24 protein-coding genes are annotated in these 24896 nt (G+C 60.2%); 8 read left to right on the top strand and 16 right to left on the bottom strand.

Going from position 1 to position 24896, the window contains the following annotated elements:
* Positions 1–107: 107 nt before the first annotated feature.
* The 5 genes from VHE12_05520 to VHE12_05500 form a co-directional block, all read right to left on the bottom strand.
* On the bottom strand, positions 108–701 hold the full coding sequence (locus VHE12_05520) for a response regulator (GenBank protein ID HVZ80249.1): 594 nt from the start codon (positions 699–701) through the stop codon (positions 108–110).
* Positions 698–2101, bottom strand: coding sequence for an ATP-binding protein (locus tag VHE12_05515; GenBank protein HVZ80248.1), 1404 nt, complete (start codon positions 2099–2101; stop codon positions 698–700). Before VHE12_05515 ends, VHE12_05520 begins: the two co-directional genes overlap by 4 nt.
* A gap of 3 nt (positions 2102–2104) precedes the next feature.
* Positions 2105–2668, bottom strand: a complete 564-nt coding sequence (locus VHE12_05510) for a YfiR family protein (protein HVZ80247.1) — start codon at positions 2666–2668, stop codon at positions 2105–2107.
* Between the two features lie 8 nt (positions 2669–2676).
* Positions 2677–4875, bottom strand: a complete 2199-nt coding sequence (locus tag VHE12_05505; GenBank protein HVZ80246.1) for a TonB-dependent receptor — start codon at positions 4873–4875, stop codon at positions 2677–2679.
* 174 nt (positions 4876–5049) lie between these two features.
* On the bottom strand, positions 5050–6456 hold the full coding sequence (locus tag VHE12_05500; GenBank protein HVZ80245.1) for a hypothetical protein: 1407 nt from the start codon (positions 6454–6456) through the stop codon (positions 5050–5052).
* A gap of 193 nt (positions 6457–6649) precedes the next feature.
* On the opposite strand from VHE12_05500, the gene VHE12_05495 reads away from it, so the two are divergent.
* Complete coding sequence (locus tag VHE12_05495; protein ID HVZ80244.1) at positions 6650–11122, top strand: PAS domain-containing protein; 4473 nt, start codon at positions 6650–6652, stop codon at positions 11120–11122.
* A 4-nt stretch (positions 11123–11126) separates the two neighbouring features.
* Here VHE12_05495 and VHE12_05490 read toward each other — a convergent pair whose 3' ends face one another.
* A complete protein-coding gene (locus VHE12_05490; protein HVZ80243.1) occupies positions 11127–11891 on the bottom strand; it encodes a hypothetical protein in 765 nt (254 codons plus the stop codon).
* A 107-nt stretch (positions 11892–11998) separates the two neighbouring features.
* Between VHE12_05490 and VHE12_05485 the strand changes: the two genes are divergently transcribed.
* Positions 11999–12169, top strand: a complete 171-nt coding sequence (locus VHE12_05485) for a hypothetical protein (GenBank protein ID HVZ80242.1) — start codon at positions 11999–12001, stop codon at positions 12167–12169.
* A 337-nt stretch (positions 12170–12506) separates the two neighbouring features.
* Positions 12507–13694, top strand: coding sequence for an aminoacetone oxidase family FAD-binding enzyme (locus VHE12_05480; protein ID HVZ80241.1), 1188 nt, complete (start codon positions 12507–12509; stop codon positions 13692–13694).
* 255 nt (positions 13695–13949) lie between these two features.
* On the opposite strand, the gene VHE12_05475 is transcribed toward VHE12_05480, so the two are convergent.
* From VHE12_05475 to VHE12_05445, 7 genes are all read right to left on the bottom strand, one after another.
* On the bottom strand, positions 13950–14114 hold the full coding sequence (locus VHE12_05475) for a hypothetical protein (GenBank protein HVZ80240.1): 165 nt from the start codon (positions 14112–14114) through the stop codon (positions 13950–13952).
* Positions 14115–14165: 51 nt separating this feature from the next.
* The gene (locus tag VHE12_05470; protein HVZ80239.1) at positions 14166–14651 is read right to left on the bottom strand and encodes an SRPBCC domain-containing protein; all 486 of its coding nucleotides are present in this window, start codon (positions 14649–14651) and stop codon (positions 14166–14168) included.
* Positions 14632–14970 carry a metalloregulator ArsR/SmtB family transcription factor gene (locus tag VHE12_05465; protein ID HVZ80238.1) on the bottom strand — a complete coding sequence of 113 codons (339 nt, stop codon included), beginning with the start codon at positions 14968–14970 and terminating at the stop codon, positions 14632–14634. Before VHE12_05465 ends, VHE12_05470 begins: the two co-directional genes overlap by 20 nt.
* 83 nt (positions 14971–15053) lie before the next feature.
* Positions 15054–17162, bottom strand: a complete 2109-nt coding sequence (locus VHE12_05460; protein ID HVZ80237.1) for a 6-bladed beta-propeller — start codon at positions 17160–17162, stop codon at positions 15054–15056.
* A 351-nt stretch (positions 17163–17513) separates the two neighbouring features.
* Complete coding sequence (locus VHE12_05455; GenBank protein HVZ80236.1) at positions 17514–18473, bottom strand: 6-bladed beta-propeller; 960 nt, start codon at positions 18471–18473, stop codon at positions 17514–17516.
* A gap of 78 nt (positions 18474–18551) precedes the next feature.
* A complete protein-coding gene (locus tag VHE12_05450; protein ID HVZ80235.1) occupies positions 18552–19007 on the bottom strand; it encodes a VOC family protein in 456 nt (151 codons plus the stop codon).
* A gap of 14 nt (positions 19008–19021) precedes the next feature.
* On the bottom strand, positions 19022–20179 hold the full coding sequence (locus VHE12_05445; protein HVZ80234.1) for a serine hydrolase: 1158 nt from the start codon (positions 20177–20179) through the stop codon (positions 19022–19024).
* 116 nt (positions 20180–20295) lie between these two features.
* Here VHE12_05445 and VHE12_05440 point away from each other — a divergent pair, with 116 nt between their 5' ends.
* The 3 genes from VHE12_05440 to VHE12_05430 all read left to right on the top strand — a co-directional run bounded on the left by VHE12_05440 (position 20296) and on the right by VHE12_05430 (position 21550).
* Entirely contained in the window at positions 20296–20883 is a 588-nt protein-coding gene (locus tag VHE12_05440) for a hypothetical protein (GenBank protein HVZ80233.1), read from the top strand.
* Between the two features lie 172 nt (positions 20884–21055).
* Complete coding sequence (locus VHE12_05435) at positions 21056–21262, top strand: helix-turn-helix transcriptional regulator (protein ID HVZ80232.1); 207 nt, start codon at positions 21056–21058, stop codon at positions 21260–21262.
* Between the two features lie 9 nt (positions 21263–21271).
* Positions 21272–21550, top strand: coding sequence for a hypothetical protein (locus VHE12_05430; protein ID HVZ80231.1), 279 nt, complete (start codon positions 21272–21274; stop codon positions 21548–21550).
* On the opposite strand, the gene VHE12_05425 is transcribed toward VHE12_05430, so the two are convergent.
* Positions 21541–21687 (bottom strand): hypothetical protein, encoded by a 147-nt coding sequence (locus tag VHE12_05425; protein ID HVZ80230.1) that lies wholly within the window; start codon positions 21685–21687, stop codon positions 21541–21543. The two genes, VHE12_05430 and VHE12_05425, sit on opposite strands and share 10 nt — an antisense overlap.
* A gap of 378 nt (positions 21688–22065) precedes the next feature.
* A complete protein-coding gene (locus tag VHE12_05420; GenBank protein HVZ80229.1) occupies positions 22066–22479 on the bottom strand; it encodes a response regulator in 414 nt (137 codons plus the stop codon).
* A gap of 183 nt (positions 22480–22662) precedes the next feature.
* Here VHE12_05420 and VHE12_05415 point away from each other — a divergent pair, with 183 nt between their 5' ends.
* Positions 22663–22971 carry a BON domain-containing protein gene (locus VHE12_05415; protein ID HVZ80228.1) on the top strand — a complete coding sequence of 103 codons (309 nt, stop codon included), beginning with the start codon at positions 22663–22665 and terminating at the stop codon, positions 22969–22971.
* A 47-nt stretch (positions 22972–23018) separates the two neighbouring features.
* On the opposite strand, the gene VHE12_05410 is transcribed toward VHE12_05415, so the two are convergent.
* Entirely contained in the window at positions 23019–23249 is a 231-nt protein-coding gene (locus VHE12_05410; GenBank protein HVZ80227.1) for a hypothetical protein, read from the bottom strand.
* Positions 23250–23323: 74 nt separating this feature from the next.
* On the opposite strand from VHE12_05410, the gene VHE12_05405 reads away from it, so the two are divergent.
* On the top strand, positions 23324–24886 hold the full coding sequence (locus VHE12_05405; GenBank protein HVZ80226.1) for an NAD(P)/FAD-dependent oxidoreductase: 1563 nt from the start codon (positions 23324–23326) through the stop codon (positions 24884–24886).
* Positions 24887–24896 lie beyond the last annotated feature (10 nt).

Genomic DNA, 24896 nt, shown 5'->3' with positions numbered 1-24896 from the left:
CAAATTTACGCAAATGAGCGCGGATTCAAAAAGCCGACCCAGGCCCGAATGACTTTTATCTTCAGGTTTTAATTCGCGAAGATCCGCGCCAATTCCCGGCCATCTTGTTAGAAGATCTTCCCGCATTGAGGGCAGGACCAGCGGGCCCGGAACCAATGCTCGCCGCCAGGGGCGGCGTCGGGGAAGACCTCCAACCGGACGGAAACCGCGCAGGCCGGGCACTGGTTATCCTTGCCTAAGCTGAGGATCTGCCCGACCTTGACCGCATCGGCGCCCGAAGGATCGACCATCAGCTTGAAGGAGGTCTCGGAGGGCCCGACCTCGCTGGTCTGGACCAGGTTCTTCACCTTGCTGAGGATCTGGCGGGGAGTGTAGAAACCCTTGATGGTGTAGTCGTTGGCCCCCATATCCATGGCCTTCTTGATGTCCTTCTCGTCGCCCATGACCGAAAAAATGATGATGGGAATGGACCGGGTGGCCTCGTCCTCCCGGATGCGCTTCAGCACCTCGAAACCGTCCATCTTGGGAAGCCCCAGGTCCAGCAGGACCAGGTTGGGCTTGCGGTCCCGGATCATCTGCCAGCCCTTTTCCCCGTCCTCCGCTACCACCACTTCGTAACCCGCATCGGACAGGACATCCTCGTAGATGCGCCGGAAACCCGGTTGGTCCTCCACGATCAGGATCAAGTTCTGGCTGGTCATGTTCCCATCCCTTCCTGTCCCGTGGCCTTGGGGATCGTGACCCGGAAACAGCTTCCCTTTCCCAGCCGGGACGTGACGGTCACATCCCCTCCCTGGAGCTTCATGAAACGCTTGGCGATGAAGAGGCCCAGGCCGGCCCCGGCCCGGGAGGCTTCGGCGCCCAACACCCGGTTCTTGGTGAAGAGGCTCTCCAGTGTGGTGGGGGACATCCCGAGGCCCGTGTCCTCCACCTCCAAGGCGACCTCGGCGCCCTGGTCCAGGACGCGGACCGTGATCGAACCTTGATCGGTGAACTTCAAGGAATTGTTCATCAGATTCCGGAGGGTTTCAACGGTTTTGTCCTGGTCCGCGAGCACCCGGACGTCCAGGTCCAGCCCCTCCAGCACCAATTTCAAGCCCTTGCGCCGGATGGAGGTCTCGTAGTCCCGGATGGCCAGTTCCACCAAGCGTCGGGGCGGGACCTCCTTCGCGGTGATCGCGATGACGCCCCTTTCGATCTTCGAAACGCTCAGCAGATCGCAGATCATCCGGTAGTTCTCCAGCCCGATCTCCCGCATCTCCTCCAGGTAGCGCCGTTGCCGGGGCGCCAATTCGCCCGAGAGCCCGTCCAACATGTTCTCGATATAGCCGTTGATCTCGGCCACCGGCGTCTTCAGCTGGTGGGAAACGACCGAGATGAGGTTCTGTTTCATCTCATCCACCGTCTGGAGCTTGTGCACGAAGGTGTTGAAGGATTCCGCCACTTGCCCGATCTCGTCCCGGCCATCCACCTCCAGGCGCTCCGAAAGGTTCCCTTCGCCCATGGCGATGCCCTTCATCTTCTCGACCACCTGTTGGAGCGGCTCGGTCACCCGCCGTTGGAGCCGGTCGGCCACCAGGGCCGACAGAAGCAGGGAGACCACCAGAACGACGCCGGTCGCCATGGCGGTATTGAGGAGCCGGCTGTTCATCTCCTGCATGTCGGAGACCAGGTAGAGGGTCCCCAGCCGTTCGGGCCCGGCCAGGACATAGTGATAGAGCCAGGCCTTGTCCCGGTCCATCCAGATCCCTTCCCGCAAGGGTCTGGCCGGGACGGCGGGAGGCGTCCCGGTCTGCGGGAACCAGGCGACGACCCGGCCCCGGTTGTCGTAAAGGACCGCTTCCAGGATATGGGGGTTGTTGTGGAGCGTGCTGACCACCTCCTGCGCCGTCTTTTCGTCATTGAAGGTCAGGGCCGCCGTGCAGTTGTCCCCCACCAGGGTGGCGAGGTTCAAGAGCTGCTTTTCCAGGATGCCCGGGAAGGTCAGACGCTCGTTCAGGAGGATGAGACAGGAGGCCAGGGCCAGGGAAAGGGTGCTGGAGGCCACCGCGATGAGGAATATCTTCCGCTTGAGGGCCAGGTCCTTGAAGTTCCAGGCCATGGTTCAGTCGTCCCCGTAGGTCCGGCAGACCTGCAGGAGCCTGGCGCTGAACTGGAGTTGGGCGCCTTTGGCGGCCTTGGGATTGACATAGAGCCTTATCTTCTTGCCCTCCTGGTCGAAGGCCAGGATGCCCCCATAGAGGGGGAATTTTTCGATCTCGGATACGGTCAGGACGGGCGCCCGCCTGAGGATCTTGAGGATGATGGGCAAGCGATCTTTTTCGGACCCCGCCACGAACAGGACATGGCAGGCCCGAAGGTCATCCCCTTCCTCCGGGTCATATCCCCCGAATTTCTTGATGATCACGGTCCTTCCGTTGAAAAGGCGGCCGGAGGTCAGGCGGGAGAGCTTCTCCCCGAACGGGTCTTCCCCCAGTACCCCGATCACATAAGGGGATTTAGGGTCGGCGAAGGCACTTTCGGGCCAACCCACGAACTCAAGGAAATGGACCAAATAGGCCGCTTCCAGCTCATAAGGGTCCACCGCCCGGGAAGATTCCGCGCGGAGCCCCAAGGGCCCGGTCAGGAAAGCCAAAAGGAAGATAAGGATCAGGCTTTTTCGGGTCAAAACCGCTCCTAAAATTCGAGGCTCCAACGGGTGTAAAGGGAGGTCGCCACCTGGACGGGGTCCACGAAAGCCGAAGGAAGGGTCTCCTTGTAGCCCCCTTCCAGGTCCGTGGCGCCGATCTCGAAACGCATCCCCTCCGGGCTTTTCCAGGCCAATCCCAGGTCCCACCGGCAATAGGCCGGCACCACATGGGTATTGTCCAACAGGTCGTAGAGGGTGGTGGTGTCGGTGAAATAGAGCGCGCTGTTCAGTTCCCAGTCGGGCAAGGGATCGAAATAGACACGTCCATTGGCCAGGTGGTGGGGAGGGGGTGCGCCCGTTTCGATATTGGAGGCGGCCACCATGTTCTGGTCATAATCCTGGTAGGTGTAGGCCGCCATGAATTTCAAGGACTTCATCGGTTTCCATTCCCCCGCGAGCTCCAGGCCATAGATGGCGCCCTTACCGCCGTTCTGGGGCTGGACCACCGGCAAATAGGAACTATCGATCACTCCTCCGGCGGGGGAAGGGTAGGTGCCGTTGACCGGGACGAAGCGAAAAAGGTCGGTGTAGTCGTTGAAGAAGAGGGCCAGGTCCAGGGAGGTTTCTTTCGTAGGATTGGTCCGATAGCCGAATTCATAGGAGATCAAGTTCTCCACGTTCAGATCCTGGTTGGGGATGAAGGCGCCATAGGTGTTCACCGGGGGGGTCCCAGGCCCGATACCATCCGCCGGGATCCCGCCGAAATAGATCGTCAAGTTGGTCCCGACCTGCACCGGGATGCGGACCGCCTTGGATACCGCCACCCAAAGGCTGTTCTTGTCGTCCGGGGTGAAAAGGAGGCGTCCCGAAGGCTGCCATTCCCCGCCCGTGAAGGAATTGCTTTCCAGTTTCACCCCTCCGGTGAAGAAGAGCCGCCCTTCCAACAAGGTCAATCGGTCCTGGAGATAGCCTCCATAGATGTCCAAGGTCAGGTTGTCCGGTGAATAGAAAAAATAAAGGGGGTTCAGGAATTGGTCGGAATAGTTCCGGTAATTCCCCCCATAGGTGATCTCGTTCCAGGACCCTAGGAGGAACCGGTGCTGGAACTGGAGCTCGAACTGCCCCAGGTTCTCGACCCTCGGGTCGTTGGTGTAGGTGAGGTTGTGGTAATCGTAGGTGGCCAAGGTCTGCAGTTCGGAGCCATCGGAATAATCCCGGGTCCACCGCAACAAAAGATGGGCGTTCTGGTCGATCTCCGTATTGAGGTCGTTGATGTCCTGGAAGGTCGTGGGGTCGAACAAACTGTCGACCGCGGTCGTGAGCCGGGCGTAGTCGAAATGGCCCTTTTGGAATTCACTTTCCCATGTCACCTGATCGGTGGCGTTGCGCCAATCCAGACGTCCCCCCACGCGGAAATCGTACCAACTGTCGTTCCAAAAAGGGCCCAAGTCATCCTCATAGGGATCCACCTTGGGGTTGATGGAAGGGGCCTCGCTGGAGAATTGGCCATAGATCCGGTAATTGGTATTGGCGGCCAGCGCTCCTCCATAACGGATCAGGAGCCGACTGTCCATGATGCGAGGATCGGGCCGGGAGCCATAGAGGTCGAGGCCGGCCAAGGTGGAAAGATAGGTGCCCTGGGTGCTCTTGGAATCCTTGGTGATGATGTTCACGATCCCGTTGACCGCGTTGCAGCCCCAAAGGGTGCCGCCCGGACCCCGGATGACCTCGATGCGCTCGATGTCGGGCAGGAACAGGTCCAATTCGTTCCACTTCACCTTGCCGAAGGTGGGGTCATAGACGTTGCGGCCGTCCACCAGCACCAGCATCTTGTTGTTGTATTGGGAGTTGAACCCACGGGCGCTGATGGCCCACTCGTTGCCCGACTGCCGGGCCACTTGCACCCCCGGCACCATGGCGAGAAGATCGGGCAAGGTCCGGGCCGAACTGCGCCGGATGTCCTCGGCCGTGATGACATAGATCGCGGAGGTCGCGTCACGGAGGGATTCGGACTTCTTGGCCGAGGAGGTCACGGTAACGTCCAGGTCGGCCAATTTCTCCAGGCTCATTTGGGAAAGATCGGGAGCGGTGGTTCCCCCATCCGCGTCGTCGTCCTCGTTCACGGCGGTTTGGGAGGTGGGTTGTGCCTTTTTAGCCTGGGCAGGATGGGGAAAGGACCATCCAAGGGAGAGGATGAACGTGAAAAATAATGGACCTATTCCACCGGCGAAATAGGACTTGTTCATAGAAGACCTCCATACCCCGCTATTTTAACGCCCGGTTTTGCCGGATCCGTTCGGCTAACAATCATAACAAACGGAAAGACTTTCCGAGCCCCGGGGACAGCTTTTCAACATAAAGAAAAGCCTTTAAGTGGAGAAGGTCCGGCCTTTTGAAGGAAAAGCAGACGAATCAGATGATCAAATGAAGAGGGTCCCGGAGACCTGACCTTCCATCAGGCCGATCGTGTCGGAGGAATCGCTCATATTGACCGTCTGGCCCAGGCGCAGGCGCAGGTCCACCCGGCCGAAGACCTCCTGCAAACCAGCCCCCATGTCCAGGACCGTGTCCAAGGTCTCATAGGAAGCGCCATCGGAATGGTCGATCTCCCCGGTCAATCCCAACCGCAAGGCCCAGGTCGACGAGATCCACTTTTCCCCGCCGAAGGCGATCTGGGAACGGTCCAAGCCGCTCAAGGTCCGGATCCCTGTCCATTGAACGCCCACCAGATGGTCCCGGGGAGAGTCCAATCCCACCCCTAAGCGGGTCGCGAATTCCTCGTAGGGACCCGGGGCTGAATTCGCATCGGTGGTGGAGTCGCGAAAATAAGAAAGACCTCCGCCCAGCTTCAGGTCCTCGGTCTCGAGACCGGCCACGGTCCATTTGAAGTTCCAATCCACTCCCAGGTTCCCGGTCCGGAAAGGGGGAGCGGGCCCGGAAGTGGTAAGGGTTACGGGGGCGGTGGAGGTCTGCGTCATTTCCATCGAAGCATCCTCCTCATGGACGTCCAACATCATCTTCAGGATCCCCGGGACCTCCATCGTGGCCTCCCCTCCCCATTCCACGGAACCGCGGGTGGCCCAGACCTGGGTCACACCGATGGCGGGCGGCGACAGGGGTTCGATCCGGAAAGTCCTGGTCTCGGCCGGATCACCCAATGAGGTTCCCCAAAGGACCCCTACCCGGAACCGGGTCTGGTCGGCGGTGTAACGGTCCGGAAAGGTGGCGGCCACACCCAGCTTCAAACGGGTGGACCCTTGTGCGCTGGAACCGGCAAGCACTTGATCATCCGGATCATAGGAACCCAAGGCATAGGACTTGTCCGTTTGGATGCCGGCCAGTTCCATCCCCAAGCAGGCAAAGGGTGCCGCGTAGCTTCCCCGTAATATCCCCAGGTATCGCGTCAGGTCCTGGTCATCGGCCAGAAGATCGGGAGCGGAAAAACCTTGCCGGGAGAGGACTCCACCCGAGGCCTGGAAAGCCCAATGGGGGTCCGGGAAGACCATGACCCCTCCATAGGAAGGAATGGTCTCGAGGGCGTTGGGGAAACTGCTCAGGACCGTGGTCCTCTCCGAACCCCAAGGACCCTCCTGATCGCTGGAGGACCATTCCCCCGACAGGTCGAGCCGGTCCTTGGTGTTCAGGTAGAGGAGCCCGGCGGGATTACCGTCCAGGTAAAGGTTCAGGTCGGCGGTCTCGTCCTCGAGCAGGGTGCCCAATCCCCCCGTGGCGGCCACCCGGGTCTGGGAAGCGGAAAGAACCGGTGGAAAAAGAAGGAACGAAAAAAAGGCCGAAAGTAAGGCGAAAAACGGGTTCGATGGCTTCATGATCTTCCTGAAAAGCCGGGCTGATGGGACCGGGAAAGTATAGCACGGGGGATGTGGAGGCCCTTCCCGCCCATTTTTGTTCCGGGACCAAGGGCCTGGACGGATAATGGCCGGGCCGTTCCGATCCATGGCCGCGACCGGGCCTTCCGGCGCCTCTCATCTATATTCGGCCGACCTATACCCAAGGGGCCCTATGAACCTTGCCCTCCGCTCGCTGGAAGATCTCTTCGCTTCCCTGCCCCTTCCCCTCCTGGCGGTCTGGGGCCAATTGGCTTTCATCATCGGCTTCGCCCTGGCCTTGGCCGCCTTCGGCGGCTTCACCTTCCGTCCCGGGGGCCACTGGGGCCTGGGCCGGGAACACCAGGCCTGGGATACCAAGGCCCTTCTTTCCATCCCGCTGACCTTCCTGCTCATCGTCCTGACCGGTTATATCGGTTCCTTCATCGTGCTGGTGCCGGGCGCCCAGACCTTCGAGTCCTTGAAGGACCTGACGGTCTTCCTCTGTGTGGTCCTTTTCGGCTATCCCGCCCTCTTGACCGTCCCCTTTGCCTATGGGCTCTCCGACCTCATCGAAGGCGTGCCGCCCTCCTTCTTGATGGACTGGTTGCCGGGTTATTTCATCAATCCCACCTGTTTCTGGGTGGCCTACCAGCTTTTCGGCAAGGATCCCGATTTCCGCAAGGCCCGGACCTGGGGCCTTTATCTTCTCTTCCTGGCCTCTTTCATGGTCTTCGAACCCGTTCTTTGGGGCCACATCTGCGCCGGCAAATTCACCCCGGAGATCTCCTACCGCAACATCACCTCGGCCCTCGCCTTCACCACCTCCATCACCTGGCTGATCGCACCCTTCGCCATGTTGGCGGCCTTTCCGCTGGTCCGGAAACTGGGGATGTTCTGGGCCGATATCCCCGGCCATGTCCGGGAACGGCGACTCGGATCCCGGGAGTGGGCCTGGACCTCCGGGGGCGCTCCGATCGGGCAAGGCCCGCAAGGACTGCCCATAAGGCTGGTCGTGCTGGCGCCCTTCCTGTCCCTGATCCTGGTGATGGTCGGGGCCACCGCCTATGTCACCTTGAAGAGCGCCCGGGAGGACGCTTACAAGCTGGCAGGCCGGCTCCACGAAGAGATCTCCAAAGGGATCGACCTGAGCCTGGACGATTATTTGGACCATGTTCCCAAGGGCGACGACCCGGAACAGGGCATCGGGGAACTCCTCCGGAAACTGCCCGTGGCCAAGCACGGCATCGCCCTTGTCGTGGGCCGCGACGGAAGGATCGTTGCCTCCTCTTCCCCCGACCCCGATGGGGTCCAAACCCACGCCCTGGAAAGCCTCGATGCCGCCCACCAGGACCTGGGCGCCCTGCAGGACGGCGTTCTTTTCCATTTCGACCATGTCACCGAGAAACCCCTGGACCGGGTCACCTGGCTCGGAAGGGCCATTGCCTATCAGGACCGCCGGGGGGGCCACCGGGATTGGTTGTTGGTCACCTTGATGCCCGAGTCCTATTACCTGGCGGGGGTGGCGGAAGGCAATAGCCGCTCCGCCATGATCTCCGCCGTCGCCTTGCTTTCAGGCCTGGGCCTGGCCATTTTCCTGGGCACCTTGATGACCAGCGGGCTTCGGCGCCTTTCCCTGGCCACCCAGGCCCTGGCCCGGGGGGACCTGTCCCAACGGATGTCCGGGAGCCGCCTGGAGGAACTCAACGACCTGTCCGACTCCTTCAACCTCATGGCCGACCGCCTCTCCGAATCCATCGGGCAGCTCAGGGCGGAAGTGCGGACCCGCAAGGAACGCGAGGAGGAGTTGGAACTGGGCCGCAACCGCCTGGAGGTCGCCCTCAAGGCGGGGGACCTGGCCATCTGGGACTGGGACATCGTGGAGGACAAGCTCACCTGGGATGAGGCCATGTTCCGCCTCTACGATCTTCCGGCCGAGGGTTTCAAGGCGAACTTCCAGGCCTGGGCCCGCCTGGTGGACCCGGACGATTTCATCCGCGCCGATTCGGACCTGCGGGCGGCCATCCGCGGGGAAAGGCCCTTTAACACCGAGTTCCGGGTGCGTCTAAAGAGCGGCGCCCGTCGCACTATCCGCGGCATGGGACAGGTCCTGCGGGACGGGAACGGTGTCCCGCTCCGGATCGTGGGCATCAATTGGGACGCCACCCAGCGGCTGGCCTCCGAGGAGGCCCTGCGGCAAAGCGAGACCTTCCTGCGCCTGGCCCAGGAGGCCGCCCATGTGGGGAGCTGGGAATGGGACCTGGGCTCCGGGACCTTCAAATGGTCCGAGGAGTTGGCCCGCATCCATGGCATCAAGCTGTCCGAATTCGACGGGCGGGTCGAGACCCTGATGGCCTTCTGTCATCCCCAGGACCGGGACCGCCTGAGGGCCGCCATGGCCCGGGTCGCCCGGGAAGGCGACGACGCCGGCTTCGAGTGCCGCATCGTGCGCAAGGACGGGATCGAGCGCGACCTCTGGTTCCTCGGCCGCCCCCTGAAGGGCCCCGAGGGCGACACCCTCAAGGTCCTGGGCATCGCGTTGGACACCACCGAACGCAAATACCAGGACATCCTCATGGCGGAAGAAACGCGCCTTTTGGAGATGATCGCCTCCGGAAGTTCCATGCCCGAGGTCCTGGATGCCATGGTCCGCGGCATCGAGGCCATCTCCAAGGACATGACGGGCTCCATCCTCCTGCTCACGCCCGACGGGACCCGTTTCGAGCGCATCGCCGCCCCCAGTTTGCCGGAGGTCTATTGCCAAGCCATCCTGAAAGAGCCCATCGGCCCCCAGGCCGGCTCCTGCGGCACCGCCGTCCACCTTGGAAAACCGGTCATCACCCAGGACATCCAGACCGACCCGCTCTGGGAAAAATACAGGGATTGGGTGGAGCCCTTTGGCCTCCGGGCCTGTTGGTCCACCCCCATCCGGGACGCCCAAGGCAAGGTCCTCGGGACCTTCGCCATGTATTACAAGGAACCGCGCCTGCCCGGTCCGGAGGACCAGATGCTCATCCAGCGGGCCACTCACCTGGCCGGGGTGGCCATCGAGAAATGCAGGGTCCGGGCGGAAAATACCCAGCTCATGCACGACCTGGGTGAAAGGGTGAAGGAACTGACCTGCCTGAAAAGCGCCGCGGAGGTGCTCCGCGACGAGGAACTCACCAACGCCGATTGGATCCGGGAGGTCTGCCGCCTTCTCCCTCCCGCCTGGCAGTATCCGGAAGTGACCGAGGCCCGGATCCGCCTGGGGGACGTGGAATATGCCACCCCGGGCTTCCGGCGGTCGTCCTGGGTCCAGGAAAGCCGTTTCACCACCTCCCGGGGGAAGGAAGGCACCATCGAGGTGGCTTACCTCGAGCCAAGGCCGCCCGAGTCCGAAGGGCCCTTCCTCCGGGAAGAGCGTAACCTCATCGATTCCATCGCCGGGATGCTACGCATCTCCATCGACCGCCGGGAATCGGAGGGCGACCGCAGACGCCTGGAACAGCAGTTCCAACAGGCCCAGAAGATGGAGGCCGTGGGACACCTGGCGGGTGGCATCGCCCACGATTTCAACAACATGCTGTCGGCCATCATGGGATACGCCGACCTCCTGAAGGGCGAGATGGACCCCCAGGACCCGCGGCGCCACGACCTGGAACAGATCCTGACCATCTCCGAGAAGGCCGCCGGCTTGACCCGGCAATTGCTCACCTTCAGCCGCAAACAGGTGATCCAACCCGTGGTCCTGGACCTGAACCAGAGCGTGGAGAACGTGCTGAAGATGCTCAAGCGCGTCATCGGGGAGGACATCCACGTCTCCACGGACCTCTCGCCCGCCCCGGTCCATTGCAAGGCCGATCCCGGACAGATGGAACAAGCCATCCTCAACCTGGCCGTCAACGCCCGGGACGCCATGCCCAAGGGAGGGGGCCTTTATCTGTCCACCTCGAGGGTCCGGCTGGACGAGGACCATTGCCGCCTCTATCCGGGGGCGGTCCCCGGGGACCATGTACTGCTCACGGTCCGGGACACGGGGACCGGGATGACCCCCGAGGTACAAGCCCGGATTTTCGAGCCCTTCTTCACCACCAAGGAAGCGGGCAAGGGGACCGGCCTGGGAATGGCCATGGTCTATGGCATCGTCCAGCAGAGCGGCGGCCATATCGCCATCGACAGCATTCCGGGCCGCGGGACCTCTTTCCTGCTCTACTTCCCCGCGGCGGCCTCAAGCGCGGGTCCGGTCCGTGAAAAGGCTCCCGCCCCGGAGCCCGGGCATGCCCGGAACGAATTGATCCTTTTGGTGGAGGACGAGGAATCCCTGCGTCGCCTGGCCTCCCGGGCCCTGACGGACAACGGCTACCGGGTCCTGAGCGCCTCGTCGGGCCACGACGCCCTTCGGGTCCTGGACGAGCACGGCCCGTCCATCCAGCTCTTGGTCTCCGACGTGGTCATGCCGTCCCTCAGCGGTCCCGCTCTGGCCGAGATGGTCCGTGAACGCTTCCCGCACATGCCGGTGCTTTTCATCAGCGGCCACGCGGACCATGCCGTCTTCGAGCATGGGCTCCAGAAGGACAAATTCGACTTCCTGCCGAAACCCTATAAGGTCCAAGAGTTGTTGGTGAAGGTCCGGGAAGTCCTGGACACCCGGGAGAAACAACAGGGCGTCCCCTCTTCGACGGCCTAGCCTTTCAATGCGGTTTCCGGGCCGCCCGTTGCGGGAAAAGATGGATGGAGCCCAAGATGAAGGCCAAGAGGACACCCGAGGCCCCGTAACGGCTCAAGGCCAGCCCGCCATGGTCCAACGGCTTGTCCAGGAAATCCCCCAACACCGCTCCCAGGGGCCGGGTCAGGATGAAGGCGGCCCAAAAAAGGAAGGTCCGGGAGACCCGGGTCCGGAAGTACAGGATGGCCAGAAGGGCCAAAAGTCCCCCGAAGATCACCATGCCCCCGCCATAACCGAACTTTTCCGTGTCGGCTACCCAATCCCCCAGGGCCGTGCCCAGGGTCTGGGAGAACATGATGGTCGACCAATAGAACATCTCGGTCTTGGGACCCTTGACCGTTTCGATCGCCACTGATCCCATCGTGAAATACCAGGCGGCCAAGGACCCTAAAAGGAGGGCCAGCAGAAGTGAGGAACCTCCGGCATAGCCGATCCCCAACGACCGATCGGCGAAATCGGCCAAGGTGGTGCCCACGGTGGTCGTGGCGATGATCGTGGACCAATAGATCACGGGATGGAACTTCTTGGCCTGGATCTGGACCAGGACCGCTCCCGCGAAAATGACGGCAAAAATGGCCGTTCCGACCAGGTAGCCCAGGTTCATGGACATGGAGACCATGTCGCCTCCGGTCTCCCCCAGGGTGGTGGCGGCGATCTTGATGATCCAAAAGATCAGGATCACTTCGGGGACCTTGGAAGGGCTTGAAGATTGGCCGGACTTTTTCCTCATGAGGCTCCTTTAGGGCCGGTATGGAAGGCCCTATAATGGCCGAGATCCATCGGTTTTTGGGCCATAAACCGCCTCAAGAAAAGACCCGAACCGACGTTAGGAATGTCATGGAAAACATCAATAACCTGCCGCCCCAATTGACCCCGAGGGAATCGCAGAGCATCCCGGCCAAGCCCATCGAGGCCGCCGCCCAACAGACCAAGCAATTGGCCGAATTGGGGCAGGAAAAACCGGTCCAGATGCCCGACCTCGGGACCAAAGTCGACCTGAAGGTCTAAGAGGTCCCTAAAATAAAAAAAGGCCTGCCCGGCCTTTTTTTATCGGTCTCACCCCCTTTCGGCTTCGTCACTTTATTTTTCGATCCTCACCCCAAGACCGGCCATTTGATCATCCAAACGTATCCCTGGCCCTCTATTAGGAAGGCCTCGCATGATCCGTTGGTCTTGAAAGGATCCAAGCGAAGGCGGGGTTTCGGTCCGATGGAAGCAAGATAAGGAAAGGAACTCCGACAAGATTAGCAAAGGGATGGATGAAATTGACGGGTTCCCTCAAGTTAAGACCCCCAACTCTAAAAAAGAACCCGTCCCCGTGGAACGCGCTGTTATCTTATCGCCCATGAATTCCTATGACGTTCTCATCCTGGGCGGCGGGGCCGCGGGGCTCATGTGCGCCGCTGAGGCCGCGGGACGAGGCAAAAAGGTCCTCGTCCTGGAGCAGTCCCAAAAACCGGCCCCCAAGATCCTCGTTTCGGGGGGCGGCCGCTGCAATTTCACCAATATGTACGCCAAACCCGCCAACTACGTCTCGTCCAACCCCGCCTTCATCCATTACGCCATGGGTAAATTCACCCCCAAGCATTTCATCGACCTGGTCAAACACGCCGGGATCGCCTTTCATGAAAAGAAGGACGGCCAGCTCTTCTGCGACACCAGCGCCAAGGAGATCATCGACCTCCTCGTGGACCGGGCCCGGGAAAAGGGCGCCAAGATGCTGTTGGGCCAAAAGGTGGAGGACTTTAACCATCAAGAAGGCACCTTCACGATCCAGGCCAACGGAAAGACCTACACAGCCCCCAAACTGGTGGTCGCGACGGGGGGGCTTTCTTGGCCCCAACTGGGTTCGACCGATCTGGGATTCCGGATCGCCAAACGCTTCGAATTGAAGGTCCTGCCCCAATCCCCCGCCCTCTGCGGCCTGACCTTCGGCGAAAAGGATATGGAGCGGTTCAAGGACCTGTCGGGGGTCCATGGCCGGGCCTGGGCCTCCACCGGCAAATGGAAGATGGAGGAGGACTTCCTGATCACCCACAAGGGTTTGAGCGGGCCCCTCCTGCTCAACTGTTCCCTCCATTGGAACCCGGGACAGGAGGTCACCATCAACTGGATCCCCGAGATGTCCGCGGAAGAGACATTCCAGCAATTGAAGAAGGACAAGGTCGCTGGGGGACGTGGCGAATACCGCAAATGGTTCGAGGGGCGCCTCCCCCGCCGCCTGGCCGAGCGTATCGCCTGGAACGCCGGGGCCCGGGGCGCCTGGGCGGCCCTGCCCGATGACGTGCTTTTGACCCTGGCCAAGGACATCAACGCCCTCACCTTCATCCCCTCCGGGACCTTCGGTTACCGGATGGCGGAAGTGACGCGGGGCGGGGTGGATACCCGGGAGATCTCCCGGGAGACGATGGAAACAAAGAAGGTCCCCGGGCTTTACTTCATTGGAGAGGTCCTGGACGTGACCGGAATGTTAGGCGGCTTCAATTTCCAATGGGCCTGGGCGTCCGGATGGACTTGCGGCCAGGCGCTTTAGCGCCGGGTCTGTTCCGAGGCCTCAAGCCGAGGAACAAGGTTTGACGGTACGAACTGTATGAGACAGTTCGTGCCAGGCGCTTTAGGGCCTGGCCTTTTCTGTCATTGCGAGGAGTGACCCGCGAATAGCGGAGCGAAAACGACGCGGCAATCTCAGTTTGAAATAAGCCGTTTCCCAAGGAAGTTATTCTGGAACTGGGGTTGGTTCGTCATGAACGACCGCCTAATCGGTGGTCCACCCCTCGCAATGACAGCTTTATTTTCCATCGGGAAGTGGGATGAACATCAGCCCATCGTCAAGAAAAGCCTTCCGCTGGCCCTTTTTTCCGCATTTCACATTTTCGCAGTGATATTCCACCTTGTAGTTAGGCGTTCCCTTGGCCACTTCCCCCTTGATGATCTTCCGGGAAACCTCGTTCATTTCGCTTCCACATCCAAGGCAGACAGGCATTCAAAACCCCCAAGGTGATTTTTAGGCGTGGCAATCCGTCTCGGCCAGTCGGCGGTCCCTCGGGAATTGGCCCCATCCCTTCTGGGCGGCATATTGAAGCACCAGGGGAATGCGTTTCTCGAACATCCCCTTCCAACCTTTTCCCATCATCTTCTTGATGAGGATGCCCTTGAGGCTGTTCGGGATGCCCTCATGGAGCAGGGTCAAGCGGGTCCCCGGGCCCTCCTGCTTCAAGGTCCAGGTCATGATGAAAGGGTCCTTCCCTTCGTCGTTGCCGCACTGGCTCCACACGATCCTATGGGGCTTCTCGACCTCCAGGACCTCACAACGGGCCTTCCCATCCCAACCCATGACCGGTTTGGCATAAAAGTTGAACTTCTTCCCTTGGACCGGCTCGAACCCCTCGTTCTTCATGAGCCATTGTTCCAAAGCCTCTGGTCGCGTCAGGGCCTCCCACACGTTCTCAATGGAATAGGGATAATAGGCCTCAAGTTCGATCTTGCCCATGTTTCCTCCTCAAGTAGTCGCCCAAAGCCGCCATCTTGACCACCCAATAGGCCTTGTGGGAGGAGACCCAATCCTCCACTTCCTTCAGGGGCGTTGGCGTGAGCCGGTAAAGGCGCTGGCGCCCTTCCCGGCGCTCGCTCACCAACCCGGCTTTCTTCAGGACCGTCAGGTGTTGGGAAAGGGCGGGTGCGGTGGCGTGGAAATCCTTCGCCAATTCGGCTACCGGCAATTCCCCCTTTTCCAGTAGCTCCAGCAATTTGCGCCGGGTCGGGTGGGCGATGGCCTGGAAGACGTCTTCGTGGGCAGGTCGTCGGTTCATGGGAGAATATTATTAAGCGATAGCTTAACTGTCAATCGAAATAATTAAGCAAAAGATTAATCGTTTGAAGAAAGGCGGGGAACTTAAGGCGCGAACTTCTGGACCTGGTTAATGCCGTCGCTGACGTAGATCTTGCCGGAAGGATCCAACGCGAGGCCCAAGGGGCTCGAGATCCCGGTTTTGCTCCCCAAGAAGAACCCGGTGGGACTGAAGGACAATAAGTTGTTATTGGCATTGTCCACCACATAGACGTTCGTTCCGGCCGCGTTTACCGCCACCCCGTAAGGTTGGCTGAGGCTGAAACCCGATCCCGATGGGCCCCACTTCGTCAAAAAGGTCCCGGACGGGCTGATGGCCTGGACCCGGCTGTTCCCAGTATCCGCCACATAGATCGTGGTCCCCGAGCTATTGATGGCAATGCCCTGGGGATTGTTGAATTGTCCATCCCCTGCGCCGCTGGACCCCAAGGTCGCCAGGTAAACGCCCGTCGGGCTGTAAGCGTAGACCCCAACGGTCCCATCGGCCACATAAAGGGTGGTTCCCGCGGAGTTCAAGGCCATCCCAAAGGGATCATAGAGGGTCGAGAATTTGCCCAAATAGGTCCCGGTCCCGCTGAAATATTCGATCCGGTAGTTGTTCCCCCTGCATAGGACATAGATGGTCGTGCCCGCGCTGTTCGCTACGATCCCCGATGGGGTCTGCAGTTCTCCGTCGGCCGAACCCAAGGTCCCCCATTTGCCCAGGAAATTGCCCAAGTTATCGAAGAATTGGACCCGGTTGTTGGCTTGGTCCGCCACGAAGACCGTGGCCCCGGCGCCATCCGTGGAGATGCCATAGGGTTGGCAGAACTTCCCATCCGGCACCGCTCCAGCCGTTCCAAAATCCGTGATGTAATTCATGGCCCCGTCGAAGAGTTCGACCCGGTTGTTGCCTGAATCCGCGATGGCCACGGTGGTCCCAGCGCTGTTCACGGCGATCCCCTGCGGATAATTGACCTGACCGTTCCCGTTCCCCAAACTCCCCGCCGTTCCCAGGGAATTCCCCGTCGCCGGGTCGAACATCTTCACGTTGTCGAAATAGGGGTCGGTGACATAGAGGGTCGTTCCCGCGCTGTTCAAGGCGACCCCGGTGGGCCCCAAGAGGAAGGTGGGCCCTGGGGCTCCCACAATGCTGCCGATGGAGACTCCCGCCGAGTCGAAGATCATGATCCGCTGGTCGTCCCGGTCCGCCACGTAAATACTGGTCCCGGCTGAATTGATCTCGACCTGCTGCGGATGGGAGAGCTGGCCGGAACCGAAATTAAATAGGGAAACCCCGGCTGAGCTATAAGCGAAGATCTTGCTGTTGTCCGTATCGGTCAAATAAATGGTCGTTCCTGCCGAATTGGCCTTGATCCAATAACAGTACACAGTCGATGGCGTCGAAAAACTCGTCAGATAGGTCCCCGTCAGATCGAAGGAATTGATTTTCTGTCTCGTAAAGTCGTTCACAAAGATGGTCGTCCCCGAGGATGGCCGGGATAAACTTGTCGGATAGTAGAATTGACCGGGGCCGGAGCCATTCGAGCCCCATTTCCCCAGGAAACTCCCTGAGTTGGTGAAATATTGAACGCGGTAGTTATTGGTATCCATTGCGTAAAGGGTCGTTCCCGAGGAATTCCAAGTTACATCGTAAGGATAAGCCAACTGGCCGTCGCTGTTGCCGCTGGTGCAGCCGGTACCGCCCCATTGAAGGAGGAAGGTCGGATTGTCCAAGGTCGGGGTAGCGGTCACGGTGGGCGTGCTGGTGATGGTCGGGGTAGAGGTCTTGGTCGGGGTCTGGGTGATCGTGGGCGTTGGCGTAGCCGAAGGTGAATCGGTGGGTGAAGACGACGGTGTCGCCGTTGTCGAATTCGTGGGGGTAAGGGTGATGGTAGGGGTGGCCATGGGCGTGGGGCTGGACGTTGGCGTGGTCGACGGCGACGCCGTGGGCGAATCGGTCCCCGTATGGGTGGCACTGGAAGTGGCGGTGGAAGAGACCGTCAGGGTCGGGGTGGTGGAGGTGGTGGAACTCGGGGTCGCCGTAACGGTCGAGGTCGCGGGATTGTTCGGGGTGGTAGGGTTGCTGCTCCCGGGACACCCTTGGAGGAAGGACAAAAGAAGGACCGCCGGGATCGACCACAGGATGGCTCGGACCTTCATGATGGACCGCATGATTCCCCATTTCCAAGCTTTGGAATGGGCGGATTCTAACAGAAGCCCGGGATGATTCCTCCACCCAGGTCCAAAAGAACGGTCCTGCCTGGTACTACACTTTTAGTGTAGTACCTCCCGAAGGGCAAACGGTTAATGGGTGGATTTCAGGGCCTCAGGCGTGACAGCCGCCTTGACCAGCTTCCGATCCTTCGGGACATTTTCCCATCCTTCTGGGCGCATATTGAAGCACCAGGGGAATGCGTTCCTCGAACGTCCCCTTCCAACCTTTTCCCATCATCTTCTTGATGAGGATGCCCCCGAGACTGTTCGGGATGTCCTCAAAGATGGGATCGGCCGGACCTTGGATGGCTAGGGCTGGAACTTTTGGACGGTGTTGTTGGTGGCGTCGGTCACGTAGAGGTTCCCATTGGTATCGATCCCCAGGCCGCCTGGGCGCAGGAACTGACCCGCGGCCGTCCCATAGGTCCCCCATTGGTATTCATAGGTCCCCGAAACGCTGAATTCCTGGACCCGGCTGTTATAACCGTCGGCCACATAAAGGTTGCCACAACCGTCCAATCGCACGCCGAAGGGACCGTTGAATTGTCCGTTACCCGATCCCGTGCTTCCGATCGAATAGGAATAGGCGCCTGTCGAGGTGAAGACCGCGATCCGATCGTTCCCGTAATCATCCACATACACGCTCCCGGAGGAATCCACATCCAATGGTCCGGGTCCCGAAAGGAGCCCGCCTCCCATCTGGGACAGATAACTGCCGGCGGAAGTGAATTTTTGGATGGTGCCCAAGCCCGAATCGACGACATAAACGTTCCCGGAACCGTCCACCGCGATGCCGTCCGGCGTGTGGAATTGGCCGTTCGAGGACCCGTAAGTTCCCCATTGGGAAAGGTAGGTCCCCGAGCTGTTGAATTTTTGGACCCGGCTGTTCTGGTAATCGGTCACATAAATGTTCCCGGAGGCATCCGCTGCCACGCCCGTGGCGCCGTTGAATTGACCGTTCCCGGATCCCACCCCACCCCATTGGGACTGGTAGGTCCCGGAGGAATTGAAGACCTCGACGCGGGAATTCTGGAAATCGGCGACGTAGATCTTGCCCCCGGAACCGGAGACGACAGCGGCCGGGAAGGAAAATTGACCGTTCCCGGTCCCGTTGGAGCCCCAGGTCAGGATGTAAGGATGGGGGCCTGTGGAGCAATGGGTGACCGGCCCGGAACCAGAGCTGACGGGGGCCAGGGAATAATGGGTCGTGCAAGCCCAAGGCCAAATCACAAGGATGGGCAGGAGCCATAGGAACGGCTTTCTCTCCACGGCACCCTCCCGGCCCAAAAATTCAGTGGCGTCGGCCGATTATAACAACAGAAAAGGATATCCACCCGACCCTCATCTTCACCGCACCTGTGTCAGGTAAAGCGGCGCGCCATCGGGATCGAAGAAAAAAGCCAGGATATTGACCTCGTTCTCCTGGAAATGGAACCGCACCCCCTTGGCTTCCATCTCCTTGGCGGCGGCCCGGATGTCCTTCACCTCGAAGCCGATGGTGAGGTTATGGGGCTGCTGTGCGTGGGCCGCACCTGGTTTGTGCCCAGCCGAGGCGCCGGAGCTTGCGACGGCGCCACCATGAGGATGGGCAACCGCCCCCCAGCCCATCTTGGCGGCCAGCTCGGGTGAAGAGTCCATCTTCTTGGGATGCAACCCGATGGTGATGCCCTTCGTGACCATCTCGGCCCAGTTATCCCCGAAACGCAGGTCCTCCACGAGCCCCAACACGTTGGTGTAGAAGTCGATGGACCGATCCAGATCGTCGACCATCAGGGTGGCGTAGGCTTTCTTGATCTCAGGCATCCCTCAACTCCCTTTCATCGGAAGGCCCCGAGGATATCGTCCTCGAAAAGCTGCTCTTCCTTGGTGTAAATGGTGTCATCCGGACTGTCCGCGGTCACCACGCAGACCAGGTCGGCTTCCGGCGACACGAAAATGGCCTGGCCCTTGTAGCCATTGGCGAAAAAGACCTGGACCGTCTTTTCTTGATAGCCCATATCCTTGAGATGCCAGAGATAACCGTAACTATGGTGGAAGGAAGTCCCCTTGGCCGCATGGAGGCTCGTGGCGTCCTTCACCCAGGCCTCGGAAACGACACGCTTCCCTTTCCACATCCCTTGGTTCAAGTAGAGCTGTCCCAGTTTTCCCATGTCCCGCGCTTTCCAGGCCAACCCGTAATCCACCCGGTTCACACCCGAAGGCCCGGTCACCCAATCGCCTTCGGCGATCCCCAAGGGGTCCAACAGGTTCTTCTTGGCGTATGTGGGAAAAGCCAGGCCGCTTTTTTCGGCGATAAAATTGGAGAGCAGGGACAGGCAACAGCCGTTGTAGGTCCAGACCTTCCCCGGATCATGGGCCATGGGCAGGGCGAAGATGAAGCCCAACCAATCCTTCGATCGCCCCATTTGGGACCCGCAATTGGCGTCCCCCACTCCGACGTCGTCGCAATCCAGCCCCGAGGTCATGGAAAGCATGTTCCCGACGGTGATGTCCGCCTTGCGCGCGTCCCATCCGGCCTTGCCCCGTTCGTCGGGATAGAGGTCATAGAGCTTTTGGTCCACGCTCAAAAGTCCCTGGTCTTGGGCGATGCCGAAGACGGTGGAAAAGACCGACTTGGTGCAGGAAAAGAGGGGATGATCGGTCCTGGCATCGGCCCCGTTGAAATATTCCTCCAGCAACAATTTCCCGTGCCGGAAGACCAGCAGGCTTCGCATACCGGATAGCTGGTTCAGGTCGATGCTATTCACGGCATGGGTGATCTTTCGAAGATCGCCCCCTTCATGGCGCAGGTCCCCCACCGGCCAGCCATCGTGGAGGTCCGGGGGGATCCGGTAATGGAACGGGACCGGGGTATCGGTGGGGATGGGTGTCGGCGCGACCAAGGGGGGAGGCGGGATGTCCTCATCGGCCAAGGCTCCCGGCGGAGCGGACAAAAGCGGCAGGACGAATAGGGATAAAAGGATCCTTCTTTTCATGGGTCCAAGAATAACCGATGCCGCAGAAAAGGCCCCTGGGAAAAATGGACCCAAACACCCCTTTACCCGGACGCCAGGTTGCGCTCCAATGACCGGGAAAATCCAAGGAGCGCCCCATGAAAAAGCTGGCCCTTATCCTTTGCCTGGTCTCCCTCGCCGGATGTTCCACCTTGAAGGACTTCGCCAAGGCCCTCACCCTTTCCAAGTGCGAATATCGCCTCGTCTCGGTCTCGGACGTGGCCATCGCCGGCATCGGCCTGCAAGGCAAGACCAGCCTTTCCCAGTTCGATGCCATGACCCTGTTCAAGCTCCAAAGGGCGCTCAGTTCGGGGGCCCTTTCCCTCACCTTCACCCTGAACCTGGAAGGCCGGAATCCCAACGATTCCCCCGCCGCCATGGGACATTTCGCCTGGATCCTGGAGATCGACGGTTCCGAACTGACCCGGGGTGATTTCGCGAGGAGCATCCAGATCCCCGCCCAAGGGGGCGTGGCGCCCATTCCTTTGGCCGTCTCCCTGGACCTCAACAGGGTCCTGACGGGCAAGACCTTGGACTCGATGTTGAACTTGGCCTTGAATGTCGCCGGCGAGGGCACCCATCCCACCCACGTCTCACTCAAGCTCAAACCCTCGGTCCAGGTGTCGGGCCACGACCTCGACTACCCGGATTACATCACCCTCTCCCAGGATTTTGGCGAAAGGTGATCATCCCTCGCCCCCCTTGTCGAAGTCCTCGTAGCCCAAAAACTGTCCGGTTTCACCCTCCTATCCCCGCTCCCCCTTCCCCGATCCTTCCGAGACGGTAAAAACACCGTCAAGACATACCTTTTCCACGTTTGTGGACGCTTGAAGGTTCAAAAATCCCTAATATTTCTCCATGCCCGTATATAAACACCGTATCTCAAAGAACCTGCGGCGGATGATCCGGCAAAGCGGCTTTAGTGCCGAAAAAGTGGCATTTGGATCGGGGGTTTCCAAGTCGGCCCTTTCCAACTATATGAGCGGGAAACGCATCCCCAGCATCCACGCGCTGGAACTGATCGCCGAACATTTGAAGCGCGATTTCATGGATTTCTTCAAATAGGAGAGGCGCATGGCCCCCTACCGCGGAGAGACAATGCACGTCACGGATTTCTTGACCAATTTCGAGCATTTGGCCAAGGAAAAGGTCCAGGAAATGAAACTTGCGGCCGAAAAAAAGCTGCGGGAATGCCTTCGTGAGGAGGTCTTCCGGTCCGTCCGCTACGAGGACCTCTTGAAGAGCGGGGTCCGTTGCCAGTGGATCCAGTACCTGGGCGGCATCAAGGAAGACCGGCTCACGGAACAGGAATTCAACATCGGCATGACGGTCTTCGAGATCCTCTATAAGTGACGCTTCGCTTCGGGATAATAACGCCGGTCATGGACGCAAAGAATTCGCCCGCCTGAGATCCACTTTTCATTTTCCATCAGCAAAAACCGCTTCAGGCCATTCTTTCGAATGAGTTCCAGGTTCTCGATCTCGCTCATTCCGAACTTCGACCGATAACGGGCATCCAGCTTCCTCAGGCTTTCGCAGGGAAAGTCCTTACAAGCACAACAAAATCGACCGTGACGTTTCGGGCAAGACCGCATGGGGCACCGGGCCCGGGTCTTGGGCGCGTCCGGTCCTAACCGGCGGCATCCCGGGCAGGGGTTCGCGGCTCGCAAATGGGCCCGGCATAAACCACAATTCATCCCACAGGGGGCTATCAGCCATGGATCGAACCCGGAACCTTTTGTGTCCATGAAGACAGTCCAACACCCAAAAACCTATCGTTCCATGACAAGGCTCACAACCCGGACCAGAAGATGGGGAATGGAGATGATCGAGGCCTGGGGATCCACGGGTTGAAAAACCATCCGGGGTTATCCAACTTCCTTATCGTTCAGGAAGGTCCCCAGGGCGTCGATCTTAAGAAGCTTATAGATGCTCTTTTTGAGTTCCTTCAAGGGCGCGGGCTTGTTGAAGAAGGTGATGGTGTCGTAGCCCTTGGCGGCGAAATCGTCCACCAGCCCCGAATAGGCCCCGGACACCACCAGGGCCGGAAGGGCGGGATATTTCTCCCGAAGGATGGCGAAAAGGTCCATCTCATCCATACCCGGCATATGAAGGTCCAGGACCAGCAGGTCCACCTTCTGCTTTTCCAACCGTTCCAGCACCTGGCCGGCGCTTTCGCAAAGGATGACCTTGAACCCGTCCGGGACAAAGGATTTTTCGTAGATCTTGCGGATCGGGGCCTCGTCATCGGCGAAAAGGAGGGTGAGTTCGGAGGGTTTCATGGGTCCTATCAGGATCGGGATCGAAAGCCTGCGATCAGTTTACACCAGGCCCATGAAGCCGTGGGCCGATGACAAAATAAGGGATCCCTTCATCCCCATGTTAAATCCACCGAAAAACCGTTCTTCATCATGATTTCGGCCATCCAAAAAGACCGGCGGAAGCTTAACGTAGTCCAGGAAACCATGAAAAGCCAAAAGGAGCCCGCCATGTCCATGACCAAGGAAGAAAAACTGGAACTGAAGATCGGGAAGGCCAAGGAAGCGGCTCCCGCCGGGCCTCAGTTGGACCCCATGGATGAAAAGTTGGAAGCGGAGATCGAAAGGGCCGCCGACCTCAAGGCCCATGGCATCAAGGTCGTCTGCCGCGGCGGGTGGGTCACCTTGATCGGTCAGGTCAAGGACCCGGGATCCAAAAAAGCCCTCGGGGCCGAAGCCTCCAAGGTCCCGGGCGTGAAGGGCGTCACCAACCGCATCCACATCCGCAAGGACTGACCCAGCCGGGCCCGACGCCCGTTCCATCCAGGGTCTGGTGGAACCGCTCATGGCTGATCCGGATGGTCGGCGCGCGCGGGACCAAGAGCCCCAGGCCCATGTAGGCGGTGGAAGGACCCGGTGGCGAAGAGCAGGCGGCTCCCCACGAAGGGCGCGGCGGAATAGAAGCGGGCCAATAGGACGTCGACCTTCCCGGGCGTTATTACCTTGTCGCCGGCCTCCCGAAGCCCCGCAAAAAGGCCGTCATTCCCATCCCCTCGCGCAAGGCCATTCCCCATGACCCTCCTCATAGAGGGCCCGCCCCTCTTCCCCTACCTTAAAGACAAGGGTTCCACCTTGAAGGGAGGGCTCCATGAACGACCGCAAAGGCACCATCGGCATCATCGGCGCGGGGGTGACCGGGTTGGCCGCCGGCTGTTACGCCCGCATGAACGGCTATGACACCACGATCTTCGAATCGCACCATATCCCCGGAGGGCTCTGCACTTCCTGGAAGAAAGGCGACGACTACACCATCGACGGCTGCATCGAGTGGCTGGTAGGGGTCGCCCCCTACGGACCCTTGCACCAGGGATGGCTGGAACTGGGCGCCCTCCAGGGCAAGCGGATCGTCCACCCGGAAGTCTTCATGACCTACGAGGCCGAAGGGAAGGCCCTCCATCTCTACAGCGACGTGGACCGCCTGGAGAAGCACCTATTGGGTTTCTCGCCCCAGGACGCCAAACCCATCCACCGGCTGACCGACGCCATCCGGCTCTTCGCGCGCCTGGACAAGTGGAATTTCCATTGGGATGACCTTCCCCTGGCCCCCGTCTATTTGGAAAAGGCCGTCTGGGCCCTCCGCACCAACTTCCGCCGTTTTTCCCTGCAGTTCAAGGACCCCTTCCTGAGGAACTTCTTCGGAACGGTCTTCGGCATGCCCGAGATGTCCATCCTCATGCTCATTACACCGCTCGGCTGGCACCACAACAAGAACGGCGGTTATCCCATCGGCGGATCCCTGGAATTCGCCAAGTCCATCGAAGCCCGCTATCGGGGATTGGGCGGGAAGGTCCAATACGAGGCCAAGGTGGAGAAGATCCTGGAGATGAACGGGAAGGTCTTCGGACTGGAGCTGGCCGATGGGACGGAACATTACTTCGACCGCATCCTGGCCGCGGGCGACGGGCACATGACCTTCGAGCGCCTGCTGGAGAACCGCCACAACGACGAGGAGCTCTACCAGCGTTTCAAAAACCTCAAGCCTTTCAACCCCATCGTGGTCTGTTCCTACGGGGTAAGGCGCGACATGTCCCACGAACCCCACGGGCTCCTCCTTCCCCTCGATCCCCCGCTCGAGGTCGCGGGAAAGCCCCAGAAGTACCTCTATGTCCGGCACTATGCCCACGACCCGACCTTGGCGCCCAGAGGCCGCACCATCGTGAAGGTGAGCTTCCAGACCGACTACGGTTACTGGAAAGCCCTTCATGCCGACCCGGCGAGATACGAGGCCGAGAAACACGGGCTTTCCCGGAAGGTGCTGGCCCTTTTGGACAAGCGGTTCCTGGGGATCACCAGCCAGGTGGAAGTGACCGACGTGGCCACCCCCACCACCTTCGAGCGTTACACCCATAACTGGCGGGGCTCTATCGAGGGTTGGCTTCCGGACCTGAAGAGCTTCCTCAAGCCCTTGCCCAAGACCTTGAAGGGCTTGCGGGGACTCTACTTCGCGGGCCAATGGGTCCAGCCCGGCGGGGGCCTTCCCACCTGCCTGATGACCGGCAAGGACATCATCAAAAGGATCTGCAGGGAAGATGGGAAGGCCTTTACCACAAACCTGCCTCCCGAAGGCCCCGCCCAGGGCGGACCGCTCCCGGACCCGGTCGGGGAGAAGGATCCCACTTACAGCGAAGAGCTCTTCGCCCACAAGGATTGATCAGGAGCGC

This window comes from bacterium (genome assembly GCA_035549195.1).
GTDB lineage: Bacteria > Oederibacteriota > Muellerivitia > Muellerivitales > Muellerivitaceae > DASZRK01.
This window is presented reverse-complemented; position numbering and strand designations above follow the sequence as displayed.